Below are 18,709 nucleotides of genomic sequence, written 5' to 3'. Positions count from 1 at the left end.
GTTTTTTATGCCGAAGATCCTCGAGTTCGACGAGAACGCGCGGCGCGCGCTGGAGCGTGGCGTCGACAAGCTCGCGAACACGGTGAAGGTGACGCTGGGGCCCAAGGGCCGCTACGTCGTGCTGGACAAGAAGTGGGGCGCCCCGACCATCACCAACGACGGTGTCACCGTCGCGCGTGAGGTCGAGCTGGACGACCCGTTCGAGAACCTCGGTGCGCAGCTGGCCAAAGAGGTTGCCACCAAGACCAACGATGTCGCCGGTGACGGAACCACCACCGCGACCGTCCTGGCGCAGGCGCTGGTGCACGAGGGCCTGCGCGCCGTCGCCGCCGGCGTCAACCCGATGGGCCTGAAGAAGGGCATCGAGGCCGCCGTCGAGGCCGTCTCGAAGAAGCTGGTCGAGACCGCCCGTCCGGTCGACGACAAGGGCGACATGGCCCACGTCGCCACCATCTCCGCCCGTGACGCCGAGATCGGTTCGCTGATCGCGGAGGCGTTCGACAAGGTCGGCAAGGACGGCGTCATCACCGTCGAGGAGTCGAACACGTTCGGCACCGAGCTGGACTTCACCGAGGGCATGCAGTTCGACAAGGGCTACATCTCGCCCTACTTCATCACCGACGCCGAGGGTGGCGAAGCGGTGCTGGACGACCCGTACATCCTGATCAACCAGGGCAAGATCTCCGCGGTGTCGGACCTGCTGCCGTTGCTGGAGAAGGTCGTCCAGTCCGGTAAGACGCTGCTGATCATCGCCGAGGACGTCGACGGCGAGGCGCTGTCGACCCTGGTCGTGAACAAGATCCGCGGCAACTTCACCTCCGTCGCCGTCAAGGCGCCGGGCTTCGGTGACCGCCGCAAGGCGATGCTCGAGGACCTGGCTGCCCTCACCGGCGCCCAGGTGATCGCGCCCGAGGTCGGCCTCAAGCTGGACCAGGTCGGTCTCGAGGTGCTCGGCACCGCCCGCCGGATCGTCGTCACCAAGGACAACACCACTGTTGTCGAGGGTGCCGGCAAGTCCGACGAGATCGAGTCCCGGGTCAACCAGATCAAGGCCGAGATCGAGCGCACCGACTCCGACTGGGACCGCGAGAAGCTGCAGGAGCGGCTGGCCAAGCTGGCCGGCGGCGTCTGCGTGATCAAGGTCGGCGCGGCCACCGAGGTCGAGCTGAAGGAGAAGAAGCACCGGATCGAGGACGCGGTGTCCGCGACCCGTGCGGCCATCGAGGAGGGCATCGTCGCCGGTGGCGGTTCTGCTCTCGTCCACGCCGCCGCGGTGCTCGACGAGGGTCTGGGCCTGGAGGGCGACGAGCTCGCCGGTGTCCGGATCGTCCGCAAGGCGGTCGTCGAGCCGCTGCGCTGGATCGCCGAGAACGGTGGCTACGAGGGCTACGTCGTGACCGCCAAGGTCGCGGAGCTCGAGGTCGGCAGCGGCTTCAACGCCGCCACCGGTGAGTACGGCGACCTGCTCGCCCAGGGTGTCCTGGACCCGGTCAAGGTGACGCGTTCCGCGCTCGCCAACGCCGGCTCCATCGCCGCTCTGCTGCTCACCACGGAGACGCTGATCGTCGACAAGCCCGAAGAAGAAGAGCCCGCCGCAGCCGGTCACGGCCACGGTCACGGTCACTGACCTCTTCGTACTTGGCACCACCAGAACTGCCCGGCCGGTCCTCGGACCAGCCGGGCAGTTCTTTGTCTGGGTGCCCCTGGGCGTGGCTACCGTCTGGGGTGTGAAGTACTGCTGCGAGTACGCCTACGGCTGCCCTGAGCGGGTGGCGGTGGTCTGTTATGTCCACGGAGGTGAGGACCCGTGCTGCCTGGACGAAGGGGCGCACGAGTGTCTGGAGGACATGTACGGCAGCGAGGACGGGCTGATGCTCGGCGATGGGTTCGTCTGCCTGCGATGCGGGAACTACGAGATGGTCGGGCTGGCGCATGGCCCGGCCACGGAGCCCGGGTTTCCGCGCAAGCAGGGATTGCCCAGGGAGCACTGGCTGGAGGTGCCGGCTGAGGTGGCGCCGGTCGTGTTCTCGGTCGAGGAGGTCTTCGACCTGGACTCGCGGGGTGGGTTGCTGGTCGCAGGACAGCTCGTCACGGGCAAAGTCGCGGCGGGGTCGGTACTGCGGACCGCCGACGGCCAGGCGGTCAAAGTGCTCGGGCTGGAGCTCACCGGGGTGGGTGGCGGACGGTTCACGCTGCTGGTCGAGCGGAGCGGCGTACCGGCGCTGGCGGCGGGGGCCGTGCTGACCTCGTAGCGGCGATCACTGTTCGTGATGAAAAAAGCTCGGTTCTCACCTATTGCCACTAGGCAAAGGGGGGCCGGCGTCGTATTCTCTTGCAGGCTGGTCAGTCCGTGAACTAGGGGGGCGAGGGGTGACCGAGGTCCAAGTGCCGCACACCCAGGATCGCGTTGAACTTCGTGATCTCGCCGCTTTGGCGAGTGCAGGCGACCGGAATGCCCTGAACGACCTGCTCACCCGGGTCCGGGCCGTTGCTCACCGCTACGTGCGGTCGCGGCTGTGGACGTACCCCGGTGGCGCCGACATGGTCGATGACGTCGCTCAGGAAGTGTGTGTCGCGGTGTTCGGCGCGTTGGGCCGGTACCGGGACGAGGGGAGGCCGTTCGAGGCCTTCGTGTACGGCATCGCAGCCCGTAAGGTGGCCGATGCGCAGCGTGCGTTCGCGGTGGCGGACTTGTCGACGCCGGATCTTCCGGACGGAGCGGACGAGTCGCCGACGCCGGAGGAGCACGCGGTCAGACATTCAGAGGTCCAGCACATCGTGGGGCTGCTGGACAGATTGCCGGAGAAGCTGCGGGAGATCCTGCGGCTCCGGGTGGTAGCGGGGATGTCAGCCGAGGAGACCGGCCGGGCACTGGGGATGACACCGGGGGCGGTGAGGGTCGCACAACATCGGGCGTTGAACACGCTCAGGGGGTTTGTGGGGCATGAAGCAAAGGCGCAACGAGAGGCAGGGGAGGAGTGACCATGGCTGACCGTTTCGATCTAGACGCGATTGAGGCCGATGACGCACTGCTCGACCTGCTCGCAGCCGGTGGGGAGTCCGCCTGGCAGGCGGGCGAGCACGACCCGGCCCTGATGCTGCTGGCCGATCTGCGGCTGGCGGTCGAGGTCGAGGGCGAGCTCCCGGTGGAGTCGATCGACGATCCGGAGAGCTTCCTGGCGCGCTGTGCCGCCTTGAACCCGGTCACCGACCCGTTCGCCCGGAAGCTGGCCGCGCGCGGCCTGGCGCTGGGTGTCGCCGCGGTCGCGGCGCTGTCGGTGTCGGGTGTGGCGGCGGCCGTGACGGGCAACCCGCTCTCGCCGTACGAGAAGGTGATCGAGAAGATCGCCGACGGGCTGCGGCCCGAGACCAGCCTGCCGAAGGAGCAACTCGACGGGCTGCCCGCCTTCGACAAGACGAAGATCGTCAAGGTCGGCAAGGACTTCCGCGCCCACCAGGAACAGCGCAACGACGGCCAGCAGACGGCCTCCGCCACCGACACCGACGATTCGACCAACGCGCCGGCCCAGTCCGTCGCACTGCCGAAGCCGCCGTTCCTGGTGCAGCCGGTGGTCGACAAGACGTCGCCGATCGAGACGACGCCGGCCGCGCCGCCCCCGCCGGTGGACCCGAAGCCGGCCGACCCGGAGCCGACGGACGCCAACCCGCCCGCGCCGGTGGACCCGCAGCCGAGCCAGCCGACGACGACCGAGCCGACGCCGCAGCCGACCGACGGCCCGACGACGACCGAGCCGACGCCGCAGCCCACAGACGGCCCGACCACGACCGAGCCGACGGAACCGCCGGCCACGACGCCGCCGACCACGCCGGCTCCAGGGCCGGGCGACAACGGCTCGACCGGAAACCCGGGAGACACCCCGCCGCAGGGCCCGGGAGACACCCCGAGCGCTCCGGTCACGAGCGAGCCGCCGATCACGCTGCCGAACACCGGTCCCGGCGAGACGAGCACGGGTACCGACACCGAGGACCCCGGGACTCCGCCTGCCGGCGACAACGGTGGGGACAACCAGACGCCGCCGGGTGGCCAGACGGGTGACTCGAAGCCCGACGTGCCCGCAGGCGACCAGCCCGTCAAGGATCTGCCTCTCCCGGACCTGCCCATCGTCCCGGTCGGCGACCAGAGCGGGGAAGTGAAGGGCGACCCGATCTCCGAGGTCGTCGAGAACGTGCTGCCGGTGGCGCTGTCGACTCGGACCGCTGCGCCGGCCGAGGAGCCGGCCCGGCTGCCGCAGTACGTCGGCAAGGGGTTCACCGGCCACGGGAAGCACTCCAGCGGCAAGCCTGCGCTGGGCTACGCCAAGTCGGAGTACGCCAAGGGCAAGCACTCCACCGGTCACTACGCCGAGGGCAGGCACGCCGCGTTCACCCGGGCGCACGGCTCGATGGCGCCAGTCACCATCCGCCAGATCCTCGGAGTCCTCAACACCCCGATGTCCGACCGCTGATCCACCTCTGACCGCCGCCGCTGCCTCCGGCAGCGACGGCGGAAGAGCGTGATATCCGCGCCGGAGCGTGGGGCGGAGGCCGGGGAGTGGTTCTGTTTGGCGGGGTGGCACGGGGTGGTTGAGTAGGACCGATTCGGGAGGCTGGGGAGCAGCGGCTTACGATGGGAGCCCGTTCTCGCCGTGCAAAGGTGCTTGCCTTCCTCATGGACATCACACCCGCTGGAGTTCCCGACAAGTTCGCCGTGCTCGGACTGACGTTCGACGACGTGCTACTGCAACCGAACGAGTCCGACGTGATCCCGTCGGAGGCCGTCACCAAGTCGCGGGTCAGCCGCAACATCGAGGTGAACATCCCGCTGGTCTCCAGCGCGATGGACACCGTGACCGAGGCGCGGATGGCGATCGCGATGGCGCGCCAGGGCGGTCTCGGCGTGCTGCACCGCAACAACTCGATCGAGGACCAGGCCCAGCAGGTCGACCTGGTCAAGCGTTCCGAGTCCGGCATGATCGCCCAGCCGATCACCATCGGCCCGGACGCCACGATCGGCGAGGCCGACGCGCTCTGCGGTCAGTACCGGATCTCCGGCGTGCCGGTGGTCGACAACGCCGGCGTCCTGGTCGGCATCGTCACCAACCGTGACATGCGCTTCGAGAACGATCCGTCCCGGCCGATCCACGAGGTGATGACCCGCCAGCCACTCGTCACCGGCCCGCAGGGCATCTCCGCGGATGACGCGATCAAGCTGCTCAGCCAGCACAAGATCGAGAAGCTGCCGCTGGTCGACGAGTCCGGCAAGCTGACCGGCCTGATCACGCTGAAGGACTTCGTCAAGCGCGACCAGTTCCCGCTGTCCACCAAGGACTCCGGCGGCCGCCTGGTCGTCGGCGCCGCGATCGGCTTCTTCGGTGAGGCCTGGAAGCGCGGCATGACGCTGATCGAGGCCGGCGTCGACGTGCTGGTGGTCGACACCGCGCACGGTCACTCGCAGGCCCAGCTGGACATCATTCGCAAGCTCAAGGCCGACCCGGCCACCCGCGGCGTCGACATCATCGGCGGCAACGTCGGCACCCGGGCCGGCGCCCAGGCGCTGGTCGACGCGGGCGCGGACGGCGTCAAGGTCGGCGTCGGACCGGGCTCGATCTGCACCACCCGGGTCGTCTCCGGAGTCGGCGTCCCGCAGGTCACCGCGATCTACGAGGCGTCGCTGGCCTGCAAGCCGGCCGGCGTCCCGGTGATCGGCGACGGCGGCCTGCAGTACTCCGGTGACATCGCCAAGGCACTCGTCGCCGGCGCGGACACCGTGATGCTCGGCTCGCTGCTGGCCGGCTGCGAGGAGTCGCCCGGCGACCTCGTCTTCATCAACGGCAAGCAGTTCAAGGCGTACCGGGGGATGGGCTCGCTCGGCGCGATGCAGTCGTCCGGCGGTCTGCGCAAGTCCTACTCCAAGGACCGGTACTTCCAAAGCGACGTCGGCAGCGACGAGAAGCTGATCGCCGAGGGCGTCGAGGGCCAGGTTCCGTACCGCGGCCCGCTGTCCGCCGTCGCCCACCAGCTGATCGGCGGCCTGCGCCAGTCCATGTGGTACTGCGGCTCCCGCACCGTCCCCGAGCTGCAGGAGAAGGGCCAGTTCGTCCGGATCACCTCGGCCGGCCTGCAGGAGTCCCACCCGCACGACATCCAGATGACGGTCGAGGCGCCGAACTACTCCGGCCGCTGAGCTCCGCCAACACCGAAGGATTCAGATGACCGAGATCGAGATCGGCCGGGCCAAGCGCGGCCGGCAGGCCTACGCGTTCGACCACATCGCGATCGTGCCGTCGCGGCGGACGCGGGACCCGGAGGAGGTCTCGGTCGCCTGGCAGATCGACGCGTACCGGTTCGAGCTGCCGATCCTGGCGGCGCCGATGGACTCGGTGATGTCGCCGGCCACCGCGATCGCGATCGGCAAGGCCGGCGGGCTGGGGGTGCTCAACCTCGAAGGTCTCTGGACCCGGTACGACGACCCGACCTCGCTGCTGGAGGAGATCACCAGCATCAGCAAGGACCAGGCCACCACCCGGTTGCAGGAGATCTACTCGGCGCCGATCAAGCCCGAGCTGATCTCCCAGCGGGTGCAGGAGATCCGCGACTCCGGGGTGACCGTGGCCGGTGCGCTGTCGCCGCAGCGGACCAAGCAGTTCGCCAAGCACGTCGTGGACGCGGGTGTCGACCTGTTCGTCATCCGCGGTACGACGGTGTCGGCCGAGCACGTCTCGGGTCAGGCGGAGCCGCTCAACCTCAAGCAGTTCATCTACGACCTCGACGTACCGGTCATCGTCGGTGGGTGTGCAACGCATCAGGCCGCGCTGCACCTGATGCGGACGGGCGCTGCCGGCGTACTGGTCGGCTTCGGTGGCGGTGCTGCGCACACGACGCGCAAGGTGCTCGGTGTGGCGGTGCCGATGGCGTCGGCGGTCGCGGATGTCGCGGCGGCCCGGCGGGACTACATGGACGAGTCCGGCGGCCGGTACGTGCACGTCATCGCCGACGGCTCGGTCGGTCGCTCCGGCGACCTCGCCAAGGCGATCGCTTGTGGCGCCGACGCGGTCATGGTCGGCTCCCCGCTGGCCCGCGCGAGCGATGCCCCCGGTGGCGGCTTCCACTGGGGTGCCGAGGCCTGGCACGCAGACCTGCCCCGCGGCGAGCGCGTCGAGGTCGGCGTCAGCGGCACGATGGAGCAGATCCTCTTCGGCCCGTCCTTCGTCCCGGACGGCACGATGAACCTCGTCGGCGCCCTCAAGCGCGCGATGGCCACCACCGGTTACACGGAGCTCAAGGAGTTCCAGCGGGTCGAGGTCGTCGTCGGGTGACCACCGGGGTCCTGCTCCTGCATGGCTCGAGCGGGCAACCGGGTGCCGATCGCATCCGGATCCTGGAGGCAGCGGGGTACGACGTCGTCGCGCCCCGCTGGTTCGACGGGCCGATCAGCGAGATCCCACTGGAGTCCTTTCCCCTGGACGAGTTGGCCGCTCGCACCGACCGGCTCGTCGTGATGGGAATGTCGTACGGCTCCCTGGCCGCGTTGCTGCTGGCCAGCTTCGACGAGCGCATCGACGCCGTCGTCGCGATCGCTCCGGGCGCACACGTGTGGGCCTGGATCGGGGACGGCGAGCAGACGTCGACGTTCAGCCGGCAGGGTCAGCCGCTGCCGTTCGTACCGTTCGACCTGGACTGGCAGCCGGCCGACGATCCGCCGAGCTACCTCGGGCTCTATCGCCAGTCGCTGGAGCGGTACGCCGAGCAGGCCGACGCGGCACAGATCCCGATCGAGCGGTTCAAGGGCGACCTGCTGCTGCTCGCCGGTGGTGACGACCAGACCTGGCCGTCGGCGCAGTTCGCGGAGCAGCTCGCCGCCCGACGAGGCAGCCTGCCCACCCGAGTGCTCATCTCCAGCGCGGCCGGACACCGGGTGGTGTTTCCCGGCGAGGAGGTCAAGACGAGCGGACAGCGGATGGCTCGCGGCGGGAGCGAGGAGGCCGATCGGGCCTTCGGCGGCCTGGCCTGGCCAGTTGTCGATCGGGTGCTGTCGGGGACGCGCTGAGACGACCCCGCTTTGCTGAGTCTGCAAGGATTGGGGCATGGGACTGTTCAGCAGCCGCCGTACCGAGGTTGACAATGTCGTGCTGGCCGAGGCTCGTGGCCGGCTCACGTCGGAGGATGTCGATCAGATTCGTTTCCTTCTGACGACGAAGAAGACGGTCTTCGCGGTCAAGTACGTGATGGACCGGACCGGCATCCAGATGAAGCACGCGAAGGACATCGTCGAGGACATCCGGCTCGGCCGGTACGTCCCACCGGTGACCGACACGCCGGTACTGCGGAGGCCGGGCAACAACCTGGCCGAGCGCACCCGTGCCTTGAAGGCGGCCGGCGAGCTGCACCAGGCGACCGCCCTGGTGGTCAGCGAGACCGGCATGACCGAGCTGGAGGCCGGCCTCTTCGTCGGCGCCCTCCGCGCCGAGAACCACTCGACCCAGGACTCCTGAAGTTCAGCCCTTCACGTAAGAGAGCTTCTCCGCGACCTTGCCGTCGCGCAGCCGCATCACGTCGACGCCGCGCACATGGCCGCGCTCGCCGTCGTCGCCTGAAGCCCACGAGAACTTCCACCGGACGATCGCCCGGTCACCGCGCACGACCCACTCCTCGGTCTCGAAGAGCGGATCCGGCGTCTCCGCGAACAGCTTGCGCCACTGCTCCCGTACCGCCTCCGCGCCCTCGTACCGAGCCCCGTCGGGCGCCGGCGAGGTCGACTCGAAGACGCAATCGTCCGTCATCTGCGCCATGATCGCGTCAACATCACCTGCCCCGAAAGCCGCACCGAGCAACGCGACCGCCGTATGACCAGGCGTCCAGGCAGGATCGCGACCGAAAGCGCCGATCAGCGAATCCGAGGCGCTGGAGAACCCGTCGACCCGCGCCCCGATCGCACCCCCACCGCGATAGAGCTCCTCCCGGTCCTTGAACCATGCCGACACCGCCTCGACCACCTCAGGATCGAGCTGAGCCGTTCCACCGATCGCGACGGCCAGATCCCACCCATGCACCAGATGGTCGGCCGCCAGCTGATACGCGTACTCCGCGGCCGACTCCTCGCCGTACGAGAGCTGCACGGTCGCATCGCGCGGGATGCCCTCGGCCAGCGCGTCCTGGGCCGCGCGGGCCGCTTGATCCGCAGCCGCGGCCGGGTCGTCGCCGAGCAGGTCACCGTCGAGCGACGAGCCGACTTCCGAGATCGTCCGGCCGGCCATCAGCGGTACCGTCCAGCGCTCCTCGCCGACGACATGGTTGACCAGCTCGCGCACATCCCAGTCCGGGCACGGGGTCGGAGCGCCCCACTGATCCGCCCGCACCGCAGCCACTTGCCGGACGAATTCCGCGACCGCCCGGCGATGAAGTTCCACAACGTCCATGACAACCTCCCCCAAGCGTCAGAGTGCGCCTGGGGGACAACCAGGTCAATGGTTACAGCTGGGCGGCCGCCTCGTGCGCGTGCTGCGAAGCGGTGAAGTCACCCTTCGCGGCCAGCAGGTCACCGTGGTGGCGCAGGCAGTCGCCGGCCAGGATCTTCATCTCGAGATCCGTCATCGTGAACGGGATCAGCGCGGTCGCCACCTCGGCGCTCCAGCCGGCCAGGTCGAGCGCCATCTCGGTCTGGCCGCTCGCGTGGTACGCCCCGGAGATGTCGAGCAGCACCTTCGCCCAGACCGGCGCATAGGTGCTCGTCTCGTAGCGCATCCGCTGCGACTCACGCTCCGACGAGATCGCGAAGAGATAATGCGCCTCCAGCCCGAGCGTCAGCGCCGTCTCGGCGTCGTGCGCGAGCAACGGACGGACCAGCTCGGCGAGCTCGGTGGCCCGTACCGCGGCCGACTCCGGATCGGTCCGCCCGGACACCGTCGCCAGCGTCATCCCCGGCGCGGGCTGGCTCAGGGCGAGGAGTCGGTGGTACTGCTCGTACGGACCGAGCTTGATCTCTGCCGTCTCCAGCGCGGTCGTCAACGACGGCGGTACGCCGCGCTCGAGCTCCTCGGTGACGAGCGCGGCCGTCGTCGGGTCGGTCGCGAACGCGGTCCGCACGCAGTTCTCGCCTTCGAGCACCCGGCCGGCGATGGCGAGGTGCTTGCCCTTGCGGGTCAGGGCGGAGACGAGGGTGCGCAGGTCCGTCGCCGACTCCGAATCGGCCAGGGTGTCCGCGGTGCTCAGCCCGATCTCGTCGGCCTCCAGCGCGAGGTCCAGCCGACCCTCAGCGGCATGGATGTCGGCCGAGACGGCTGCCGCCGAACAGAGGTAGCGCGCGTATGACAGGGACTGCGAGCTCGCGTTGATCTGATCGGCCAGTTGCAGGAACAACTGGGTCGCCGCGTCGGCGGATGCGACAGCGAGGTCGGGATCGCCGTACCGGCGCAGCACGAGCGCGTTCATCGCGAGCACCCGGGCGAAGTCCGGTTGGTGCAGGAGGCCGTCGGGACCGCCGACCAGCTGGCCGTACGCGATCACCGCGCCGTCCATCTCCAGTACCGCGGTCGCTCCGTACCCGCGATGCGCCTGCGTCATCGCGCGTCGCGCACGCACGTCGGCGAGGAACGAGGTGCAGTCGAGTACGTCGGCGTCGCTCAGCTCCGTGTAGCCCAGCTGGGCCTCGTGCAGAGCTGCAAGCGCTTCCTCGTGCCGGCCCGAGGCGTTCAGCGACCCGGCCAGCTCGTACTGCGTCGCCGCCATCAGATGCTTGGCCTCGTAGTGATCCGGGCGATCCCCGGCGCGCTCCCTGGCCAGCTCGATGACGCGTTGCTGGTACGGCCCGGCCTCGTCGGCGCGACCCTCCTCGATCAGCACCTGGGCCGTCTGCAGAGCCTCACCGAGCTCGTCCTCAGGGGGCGTCCAGAGCCCCCCGCTGTCCACCATCTTTACGTTCCACCCCTTCACAGGTTCAATCGCTCACCCTAGCGCCAAAGTCCCGCCGATCGCGCACGTTCAGGACCGTTACATCGGTGCCGTGGCAAAGTACTGACACGAGCTGTTACCGGCAGGTAGCCTGGGTGGATGAGCGAGCAGACCTCGATCCCTGCCGACCCCGAGCTCGACCCGACCGCGTCGTACGCGACCGACCAATCGGTCATCCGTCGGCTGGCCGGTCTGTTGCGCGCCACGGCGGGTACGCGCACCTCCTATGCGCCGGCGACCGGGCAACCGGTTGCCGAGTTGCCGGTGTCCGGTCCGGACGACGTGGTGCGGGCGGTCAGGTCCGCGCGCAAGACGCAGCGGAGCTGGAAGGGCACGTCGATCGCCGACCGCTCGGCCATCCTGCTGCGGTACCACGACCTCGTCCTGGACCACCGCCACGAACTCGTCGACCTGGTGATCACCGAGTCCGGCAAGGCCCGCAAACAAGCCTTCGAGGAGGTCGCGCACGTAGCGCTGACCGCCCGGTACTACGGCCGCAAGGGCGCCGAACTGCTCGCCCCACAACGCAAACTCGGCATGTTCCCGGTGCTCACCCGCGCCGAGCAGCGGTTCGTCCCCAAGGGTGTCGTCGGCATCATCTCGCCCTGGAACTACCCGCTCAGCATGGCGATGGCCGACGGCATCCCGGCGATCATGGCCGGCAACACGGTCGTCCACAAACCCGACAGCCAGACGCCGCTGACGGCTCTGCGCGCGATCGAGCTGCTGTACGAAGCCGGTCTCCCACGTGATGCCTGGCAGCCGGTGAACGGCGACGGCCCGACCGTCGGCGGCGCGATCATCCAGAACACCGACTACGTCTGCTTCACCGGCTCGACCAAGACCGGCAAGCTCGTCGCCCAGCAGGCCGGCGAGCGCCTGATCGGCTGCAGCCTCGAGCTGGGTGGCAAGAACCCGATGCTCGTACTCCGCGACGCCGACGTCCACCGAGCAGCCGAGGGCGCCGTCCGGGCCTGCTTCGCCAGCGCCGGCCAACTCTGCGTCTCGATGGAACGGCTCTACGTCGCCGACCAGATCTACGACGCGTTCGTCACCGCGTTCATCGACCGGGTGAAGAAGCTCAAGCTCTCGGCCGGCACCGGCTGGGACGTCGACATGGGCTCGCTCATCTCCAAGGCCCAGCTCGAGACGGTCAGCCGGCACGTCGACAACGCCCGCGAGCACGGCGCCGTCGTACTGGCCGGTGGCAAGGCGCGGCCGGACATCGGCCCGCTCTTCTACGAGCCGACCGTGCTGTCCGGCGTGACGCCGGAGATGGAGTGCTTCGACAACGAGACCTTTGGGCCGCTGGTGTCGGTCTACCGGTTCTCCGACGAGGCGGAGGCGATCGAGCGGGCCAACGAGGGCGAGTACGGGCTGAACGCGAGCGTCTGGACCAAGGACGGCCGCCGCGGCCGCGCGATCGCTGCCCAGCTGGTGGCCGGCACGGTCAACGTCAACGAGGGCTACGCCGCGACCTTCGGCTCGATCGACACCCCGATGGGCGGCATGCGCTCCTCCGGCTTGGGCCGCCGCCAGGGCGCCGAAGGCATCCGCCGGTACGTCGACCCGCAGGCGATCGCCACCCAGCGCGTCCTGCCGATCGCCGCCTCGCACGGACTCAAGGACGAGGCCTACGCCGAGCTGATGACCGGCGCCCTGCGGGTGCTGAAGAAACTGGGTCGCGCATGAGTTTCGACCACGACGTCCTGATCATCGGCTCCGGTTTCGGTGGCAGTGTTTCAGCGCTGAGGCTGGTCGAGAAGGGGTATGACGTCGGGGTCCTGGAAGCCGGCGCGCGGTACGAGGACCAGGGGTTCGCGAAGAACTCCTGGGACAAGAGCCGGTTCCTGTTCGCGCCGAAGCTGGGCTGGTACGGCATCCAGCGGATCAGCGCGCTGCGCGACGTGATCATCCTGTCCGGCGCCGGAGTCGGCGGCGGCAGCCTCGTCTACGCCAATACCTTGTACGAGCCGCTGCCCGCCTTCTACGCCGACAAGCAGTGGGCGCACATCACCGACTGGAAGACCGAGCTCGCCCCGTACTACGACCAGGCCAAGCGCATGCTCGGCGTCACCACCTATCCCGGCTTCACCCCGGCCGACAAGGTGATGAAGCAGGTCGCGGACGACATGGGCGTCGGCGACACCTTCCACCCGACGCCGGTCGGCGTGTTCTTCGGCGAGCCCGGCGTCGAGGTGGACGACCCCTTCTTCGGCGGCGCGGGACCCCGGCGTACCGGCTGTATCGACTGTGGCGAGTGCATGACCGGGTGCCGGCACAACGCGAAGAACACGCTCACCAAGAACTACCTGTACCTGGCCGAGAAGGCCGGCGCGCAGGTGTACCCGATGACCACGGTGACGTCGGTCGAGGAGCTGCCCGGTGGCGGCTACGCGATCGAGACGCGGCGGACGTCGAACAAGAAGGCGACCCGCAAGTTCACGGCCCAGCAGGTGATCTTCGCTGCCTCCGCCCTCGGCACCGCGAAGCTCCTGCACCGGCTGCGTGACGAGGGCAAGCTGCCGCACCTGTCCGACCGGCTCGGCGTACTGACCCGGACCAACTCGGAGTCGTTGCTCGGGGCAATCGCCCGGGACAAGTCGGTCGACTACACCAAGGGCGTGGCGATCACCTCGTCCTTCCACCCCGACGACATCACCCACATCGAGCCGGTCCGGTACGGCCGCGGCAGCAACGCGATGTCGCTGTTGCAGACCGTGCTGACCGACGGCGGTGGCGACAAGCCGCGCTGGCGGACCTGGCTGCGCGAGATGGCGCTGCAGCGCAAGAACCTGCGCCGGCTGTACGACCTGAAGCACTGGTCCGAGCGGACCGTGATCGCGCTGGTGATGCAGACCGCGGACAACTCGATCACCACCTACGGCAAGCGCGACCGGCTCGGCCGCTGGAAGCTGACCTCGAAACAGGGCCACGGCGCCCCGAACCCGTCCTGGATCCCGGTCGCCAACGAGGTGGTCCGGCGGATGGCGAAGCTGATGGGCGGGACGCCGGGCGGCACGATCGGCGAGCCGTTCAACGTGCCGATGACCGCGCACTTCATCGGCGGCTGCGCGATCGGCGACTCGGCCGCGACCGGGGTGGTGGATCCGTACCACCGGGTCTACGGGTACGACGGGCTGCACATCGTCGACGGCTCGACCATCTCGGCGAACCTCGGGGTGAACCCGTCCCTGACGATCACCGCCCAGGCGGAGCGGGCGCTGGCGTTCTGGCCGAACAAGGGCGAGGAGGACTCGCGACCGGCCCTGGGTTCGGAGTACCAGCGGCTGACACCGGTCGCACCGGCCAACCCAGTGGTACCCGTCGATGCCCCGGCGGCACTCCGCCTGCCCATCGTCACCATCACCCACCCTGACAAGCCAGGCGCCACCCCCACCCAGCCTGACAAGCCGGGCGCCACCACCACCCGCTGACCCACGTCGGCCGGACGCGGCTACCCACCGCTCCGCGCCAAGAGGACTTGGCCGACTGGGGAGGGAAATGCACCGGGATCGGGCTAGAACACTCCCCGCCCCCGGACAAGTTCCTCCCCGGGAACGGTTAGGTGGGCTGTTCGGGGGACGGTGGGGCAGCGGGTTGTAATGAAACCGTGACGCAGTGATGACAAAGTCCCGTGACCAGAGAGGGTCGCGGGACTGGAATGCACTGGGGGGAAAGTGAAAAACCCTCAGAATGAGGTTCTGAGGGTTTGGTTGGTGCCGTAAAAGGGAGCAAGCCCCTCGGGAACGTTTCCGCCCAAATCGTTTCCCGAGGGGCTCACTCAAGCCGGGGTGAGGCGCCCGGCGCTTTGGGATCGGGTCACCGACCATAGCCGGCGACCCGAGTTCGTGGTCCTCACTCTACTACCGATCCGAGCCATTTTGACCTGCTCGCGGTGACCGTAATCACTCTGCGTGCTGTTCGTAATGTGCGACCTTGCAGTCGCTCCTCGTAACCGGAAGCGGTGTTCTTGCGATCACCGCCTCTGCACACATCAACGAGGCCACTCACAAGGGGTTACGAGATTGGCCAAAAGTTTTTTCTGCGGGGTGATACCGCTCGCAGCGGCCGGTGGGGACCTGGCTTACTGTGGGCCGACCGTTCGATGAGGCAGGAGAACCATGAACGACATCCTCGATGTGGCGCGTGAGCAGGTTCTGGAGCGAGGGATCGGCCTCACCCAGGAGCAGCTGGTCGAGGTCCTGCGATCGCCGGACGAACAACTCGACGACCTGCTGGCGCTCGCGCACGAAGTACGGGTCAAGTGGTGCGGTGAAGAGGTCGAGGTCGAGGGGATCATCTCCCTGAAGACCGGCGGCTGCCCGGAGGACTGCCACTTCTGCTCGCAGTCCGGCCAGTTCACCTCGCCGGTCCGCTCGGTCTGGCTGAACATCCCCGAGCTGGTCGAGGCCGCGAAGGAGACGGCGAAGACCGGCGCGACCGAGTTCTGCATCGTCGCCGCGGTCCGTGGCCCGGACGCCCGGCTGATGTCGCAGGTGAAGGCCGGCATCGAGGCGATCAACGCCGAGGTCGACATCAACATCGCCTGCTCGCTCGGCATGCTGACCCAGGAGCAGGTGGACGAGCTCAAGGCGATGGGCGTGCACCGGTACAACCACAACCTGGAGTCGGCCCGCTCATACTTCGGCGACGTGGTCACCACGCACTCGTTCGAAGAGCGCTGGGACACCTGCCTGATGGTTCGCGAGTCCGGCATGGAGCTGTGCTGCGGCGGCCTGGTCGGGATGGGCGAGTCGCTCGAGCAGCGCGCGGAGCTGGCGGCGCAGCTGGCTGAGCTGGAGCCTCACGAAGTACCGCTGAACTTCCTGAACCCGCGTCCGGGCACTCCGTTCGGCGACATGGAGATCATGGCGGGCAAGGATGCGCTGCGGACGATCGCCGCGTTCCGGCTGGCGATGCCGAAGACGGTACTTCGGTACGCGGGCGGCCGTGAGCTGACGCTGGGCGACCTCGGCACCCGCGAGGGCCTGCTCGGCGGCATCAACGCCGTCATCGTCGGCAACTACCTGACGACCCTGGGCCGTCCGGCTACCGCAGACCTGGACCTGCTGGCCGACCTGAAGATGCCGGTGAAGGAACTCCAGAAGACGCTATGACCACTCTGCTCTACTGCGGCCACTGCGGCCGTGACGCCGCCGACGGCAGTCACTCGGACTGCCGTCGCGCGCTGGCGATGGAACCGCCGCGGTACTGCGCGGAGTGCCGGCGGCGGATGATCGTCCAGGTGCACCCGATGGGCTGGACCGCCAAGTGCTCCGTCCACGGCGAACTGGCGGGTTGACCTATGTGGTCGGCTGAGGAAGTGCTCGGGCGGGATGCGGCGACGTTGTGGCATCCGTACTCGTCGTTGACGGAGCCGGCGCCGATGCATCTCGTGCGCGGGGCGTCGGGGGTGCGGCTGCAGTTGGATGACGGGTCCGGTGGGACCGTCGAGGCGATCGATGCGATGGCTTCGTGGTGGTGCATGATCCACGGATATCGGCACCCGGTGCTGGATGCGGCGCTGAAGGCGCAGGTCGACTCGTTCAGCCATGTGATGTTCGGTGGGCTCACGCATGAGCCGGCTGTGCGGCTGGCGGACCGGCTGGTGGAGATCGCGCCGGAGCCGATCCGGCATGTGTTCTTCTGCGACTCGGGGTCGGTGTCGGTCGAGGTCGCGATCAAGCTGGCGCTGCAGTATCAGGTTGCGCGGGGCAACAACGGGCGGACGCGGATGCTGACCGTCCGGGGTGGGTATCACGGGGATACGTTCGCGCCGATGAGCGTGTGCGATCCGGTGAACGGGATGCATTCGCTGTTCACGGGGGCGCTGAAGGAGCAGGTCTTCGGGCCGCAGCCGCCGGCTGGGTTCTCGCGGGCGGAGGATGACCCGGAGTACTTGGCTTGGGCTGCTTCGATGCGCGCGCTGGCTGCGGAGTACCGGGAACAGGTGGCGGCGATCATCGTCGAGCCGATCCTGCAGGGGGCGGGTGGGATGTATCCGTACAGCCCTGCTTGCTTGAAGTTGCTGCGCGAACTGGCCGACGAGCACGGCTTCCTGCTCATCCTCGACGAGATCGCCACCGGATTCGGCCGCACCGGCACTCTCTTCGCCTCCGAGCATGCCGATGTCGCCCCCGACATCCTCTGCGTAGGCAAGGCCCTCACCGGCGGCTACCTCTCCATGGCAGCCACCCTCTGCACCACAGAGGTCGCCCACACTGTCTCGAGTGGTCCCGGCGGCGCCCTCATGCACGGCCCCACCTTCATGGCCAACCCACTCGCCTGCGCGGTGTCGTTGGCGAGCATCGACTTGCTGTTGTCCCAGGACTGGGCTGAGCGGGTGGGGGAGATCTCCGCCGGTCTGACCTCCGGCCTCGCCCCAGCTGCTGCGTTGCCTGGCGTGAAAGACGTCCGGGTGCTCGGCGCCGTCGGTGTCGTCCAGCTGGCCGGCCCGGTCGACTTGAAGCGCATGACCGACGCGGTACTGCGTCGAGGCGTCTGGGTCAGACCTTTCCGGGATCTCGTCTACACGATGCCGCCGTACGTCAGTACCGATGAGGACATCGCCACGATCACCTCCGCGATCACCGAAGCAATTGCCGAGGGCAACTGATGTTGGAGGACTGGCTGGCCCCGAAGGCGGCCGCTCTCGAGTCCCGCGGCCTGACCCGCCGGCTCCGCCCGCGGCCGGCTGACGAAGTACTGATCGACCTGGCCGGCAACGACTATCTCGGCCTGGCGCGTGACCCACGCGTGGTGGAGGCGGCCGTAGCTGCCGTCCGCGAGTGGGGCACCGGCTCAACAGCCTCCCGACTGGTGACCGGTACTACGGAACTGCACGCCGAACTCGAGTCGGAACTGGCCGCCTACACCGGCCACGAAGCCGGCCTGGTCTTCTCCTCCGGCTACTTGGCCAACCTAGGCATCATCACCGCACTGGGCGGCCCCGGCACCCTGCTCGTTTCCGACGAGCACGTCCACGCGTCGATCGTCGACGCCTGCCGCCTGGCACGCTCGCGAGTGGAGGTCGTCCCCCACAGCGACCTCGACTCCATCGGCAAAGTACTAGCCGAACGCAAAGAACCACACGCCATCGTGCTGGTCGAATCCGTCTACAGCGTCCTGGGCGACGCTGCACCCCTTGAGGCCCTGGCCGCCCTGGCCCTCAAGCACAACGCGCTCCTACTCGTAGACGAAGCGCACGGCCTAGGCGTCACTGGCAACGGCCGCGGCTCAGTAGCAGCCGCAGACCTAGCCGGCCTCGACCACGTCCTGGTCACCATGACCTTGTCCAAAGCCATGGCCAGCCAAGGCGGCGCAGTCCTGGGCCCCACCATCCTGCGCGACCACCTGATCAACCGCGCCCGCCCCTTCATCTTCGACACCGCCCTAAACCCAGCCGCCTGCGCCGCAGCCCTAGCCGCCCTGAGGATTCTGCAGGGCGAGCCCGCCCGCCCCCGACGGATCCACGAGACCGCGGCGCGACTGGCCGAAGCATGCGAAGTCATGCCGTCTTCGGGGGCCGTCGTGTCCGTACCGATGCCCGGGCCGCGAGAGGCGGTCGCGGCCGCAGAGGTGTGCCTCGCAGCCGGCGTACGGGTCGGGGTGTTCCGGCCACCGTCGGTACCCGACGGCATCAGCCGCCTTCGGCTGACCGCCCGTGCGGATCTCTCGACCGCGGACGTCGACCGGGCCTGTGCCATCATCAGCAGCGCGATCCGCTGAGCCCGGCCGACTGACCGACCGGGCTCCAGCG

General features: G+C 68.7%; 16 protein-coding genes. 14 read left to right on the top strand and 2 right to left on the bottom strand.

Annotation, left to right across the window (positions count from 1 at the left end):
- The first annotated feature begins 7 nt into the window (after positions 1-7).
- The 8 genes from groL (at position 8) to ABD768_RS10730 (ending at position 8,492) form a co-directional block, all read left to right on the top strand.
- On the top strand, positions 8-1,627 hold the full coding sequence (groL, locus tag ABD768_RS10765; RefSeq protein WP_344839908.1) for a chaperonin GroEL: 1,620 nt from the start codon (positions 8-10) through the stop codon (positions 1,625-1,627).
- A gap of 100 nt (positions 1,628-1,727) precedes the next feature.
- On the top strand, positions 1,728-2,252 hold the full coding sequence (locus ABD768_RS10760) for a hypothetical protein (RefSeq protein WP_344839905.1): 525 nt from the start codon (positions 1,728-1,730) through the stop codon (positions 2,250-2,252).
- A 118-nt stretch (positions 2,253-2,370) separates the two neighbouring features.
- Positions 2,371-2,982: an RNA polymerase sigma factor ShbA gene (shbA, locus tag ABD768_RS10755; RefSeq protein WP_344839902.1), complete on the top strand. Its 612-nt coding sequence runs from the start codon at positions 2,371-2,373 to the stop codon at positions 2,980-2,982.
- 2 nt (positions 2,983-2,984) lie between these two features.
- Complete coding sequence (locus tag ABD768_RS10750; RefSeq protein ID WP_344839900.1) at positions 2,985-4,466, top strand: hypothetical protein; 1,482 nt, start codon at positions 2,985-2,987, stop codon at positions 4,464-4,466.
- 203 nt (positions 4,467-4,669) lie between these two features.
- Positions 4,670-6,184, top strand: coding sequence for an IMP dehydrogenase (gene guaB / locus ABD768_RS10745; RefSeq protein ID WP_343976725.1), 1,515 nt, complete (start codon positions 4,670-4,672; stop codon positions 6,182-6,184).
- 25 nt (positions 6,185-6,209) lie between these two features.
- Positions 6,210-7,316 (top strand): GuaB3 family IMP dehydrogenase-related protein, encoded by a 1,107-nt coding sequence (locus ABD768_RS10740; RefSeq protein ID WP_343976728.1) that lies wholly within the window; start codon positions 6,210-6,212, stop codon positions 7,314-7,316.
- Positions 7,313-8,047: an alpha/beta fold hydrolase gene (locus ABD768_RS10735; protein WP_344839896.1), complete on the top strand. Its 735-nt coding sequence runs from the start codon at positions 7,313-7,315 to the stop codon at positions 8,045-8,047. The genes ABD768_RS10740 and ABD768_RS10735 overlap by 4 nt, the downstream gene beginning before the upstream one ends.
- 37 nt (positions 8,048-8,084) lie before the next feature.
- Positions 8,085-8,492, top strand: a complete 408-nt coding sequence (locus ABD768_RS10730) for a hypothetical protein (protein ID WP_343976734.1) — start codon at positions 8,085-8,087, stop codon at positions 8,490-8,492.
- 3 nt (positions 8,493-8,495) lie between these two features.
- Here the strand turns inward: ABD768_RS10730 and ABD768_RS10725 are convergent, their stop codons facing one another.
- On the bottom strand, positions 8,496-9,416 hold the full coding sequence (locus ABD768_RS10725) for a TIGR03086 family metal-binding protein (protein WP_343976737.1): 921 nt from the start codon (positions 9,414-9,416) through the stop codon (positions 8,496-8,498).
- Positions 9,417-9,468: 52 nt separating this feature from the next.
- Complete coding sequence (locus tag ABD768_RS10720) at positions 9,469-10,908, bottom strand: tetratricopeptide repeat protein (RefSeq protein WP_343976740.1); 1,440 nt, start codon at positions 10,906-10,908, stop codon at positions 9,469-9,471.
- Positions 10,909-11,046: 138 nt separating this feature from the next.
- On the opposite strand from ABD768_RS10720, the gene ABD768_RS10715 reads away from it, so the two are divergent.
- The 6 genes from ABD768_RS10715 to ABD768_RS10690 all read left to right on the top strand — a co-directional run bounded on the left by ABD768_RS10715 (position 11,047) and on the right by ABD768_RS10690 (position 18,678).
- On the top strand, positions 11,047-12,639 hold the full coding sequence (locus ABD768_RS10715) for a succinic semialdehyde dehydrogenase (RefSeq protein ID WP_343976743.1): 1,593 nt from the start codon (positions 11,047-11,049) through the stop codon (positions 12,637-12,639).
- The gene (locus tag ABD768_RS10710; protein WP_344839892.1) at positions 12,636-14,384 is read left to right on the top strand and encodes a GMC oxidoreductase; all 1,749 of its coding nucleotides are present in this window, start codon (positions 12,636-12,638) and stop codon (positions 14,382-14,384) included. Before ABD768_RS10715 ends, ABD768_RS10710 begins: the two co-directional genes overlap by 4 nt.
- A gap of 687 nt (positions 14,385-15,071) precedes the next feature.
- On the top strand, positions 15,072-16,067 hold the full coding sequence (gene bioB / locus ABD768_RS10705; protein WP_343976748.1) for a biotin synthase BioB: 996 nt from the start codon (positions 15,072-15,074) through the stop codon (positions 16,065-16,067).
- Positions 16,064-16,252 carry a biotin synthase auxiliary protein BsaP gene (gene bsaP / locus ABD768_RS10700; protein ID WP_343976751.1) on the top strand — a complete coding sequence of 63 codons (189 nt, stop codon included), beginning with the start codon at positions 16,064-16,066 and terminating at the stop codon, positions 16,250-16,252. The genes bioB and bsaP overlap by 4 nt, the downstream gene beginning before the upstream one ends.
- A gap of 3 nt (positions 16,253-16,255) precedes the next feature.
- Entirely contained in the window at positions 16,256-17,566 is a 1,311-nt protein-coding gene (gene bioA / locus ABD768_RS10695) for an adenosylmethionine--8-amino-7-oxononanoate transaminase (protein WP_344839890.1), read from the top strand.
- Entirely contained in the window at positions 17,566-18,678 is a 1,113-nt protein-coding gene (locus ABD768_RS10690) for an 8-amino-7-oxononanoate synthase (RefSeq protein ID WP_343976757.1), read from the top strand. Before bioA ends, ABD768_RS10690 begins: the two co-directional genes overlap by 1 nt.
- Positions 18,679-18,709: the final 31 nt, after the last annotated feature.

It is taken from the genome of Kribbella ginsengisoli (assembly GCF_039537185.1).
Taxonomy (GTDB): Bacteria; Actinomycetota; Actinomycetes; order Propionibacteriales; family Kribbellaceae; genus Kribbella; species Kribbella koreensis.
This window is presented reverse-complemented; position numbering and strand designations above follow the sequence as displayed.

Coding starts and splice junctions, on each gene's coding strand:
- ABD768_RS10720 (WP_343976740.1), bottom strand. CDS start 10,908: ATGGTGGACAGCGGGGGGCTCTGGACGCCCCCTGAGGACGAGCTCGGT.
- bioA (WP_344839890.1), top strand. CDS start 16,256: ATGTGGTCGGCTGAGGAAGTGCTCGGGCGGGATGCGGCGACGTTGTGG.
- ABD768_RS10710 (WP_344839892.1), top strand. CDS start 12,636: ATGAGTTTCGACCACGACGTCCTGATCATCGGCTCCGGTTTCGGTGGC.
- guaB (WP_343976725.1), top strand. CDS start 4,670: ATGGACATCACACCCGCTGGAGTTCCCGACAAGTTCGCCGTGCTCGGA.
- ABD768_RS10725 (WP_343976737.1), bottom strand. CDS start 9,416: ATGGACGTTGTGGAACTTCATCGCCGGGCGGTCGCGGAATTCGTCCGG.
- ABD768_RS10740 (WP_343976728.1), top strand. CDS start 6,210: ATGACCGAGATCGAGATCGGCCGGGCCAAGCGCGGCCGGCAGGCCTAC.
- ABD768_RS10750 (WP_344839900.1), top strand. CDS start 2,985: ATGGCTGACCGTTTCGATCTAGACGCGATTGAGGCCGATGACGCACTG.
- bioB (WP_343976748.1), top strand. CDS start 15,072: ATGAACGACATCCTCGATGTGGCGCGTGAGCAGGTTCTGGAGCGAGGG.
- ABD768_RS10690 (WP_343976757.1), top strand. CDS start 17,566: ATGTTGGAGGACTGGCTGGCCCCGAAGGCGGCCGCTCTCGAGTCCCGC.
- ABD768_RS10715 (WP_343976743.1), top strand. CDS start 11,047: ATGAGCGAGCAGACCTCGATCCCTGCCGACCCCGAGCTCGACCCGACC.
- groL (WP_344839908.1), top strand. CDS start 8: ATGCCGAAGATCCTCGAGTTCGACGAGAACGCGCGGCGCGCGCTGGAG.
- bsaP (WP_343976751.1), top strand. CDS start 16,064: ATGACCACTCTGCTCTACTGCGGCCACTGCGGCCGTGACGCCGCCGAC.
- ABD768_RS10730 (WP_343976734.1), top strand. CDS start 8,085: ATGGGACTGTTCAGCAGCCGCCGTACCGAGGTTGACAATGTCGTGCTG.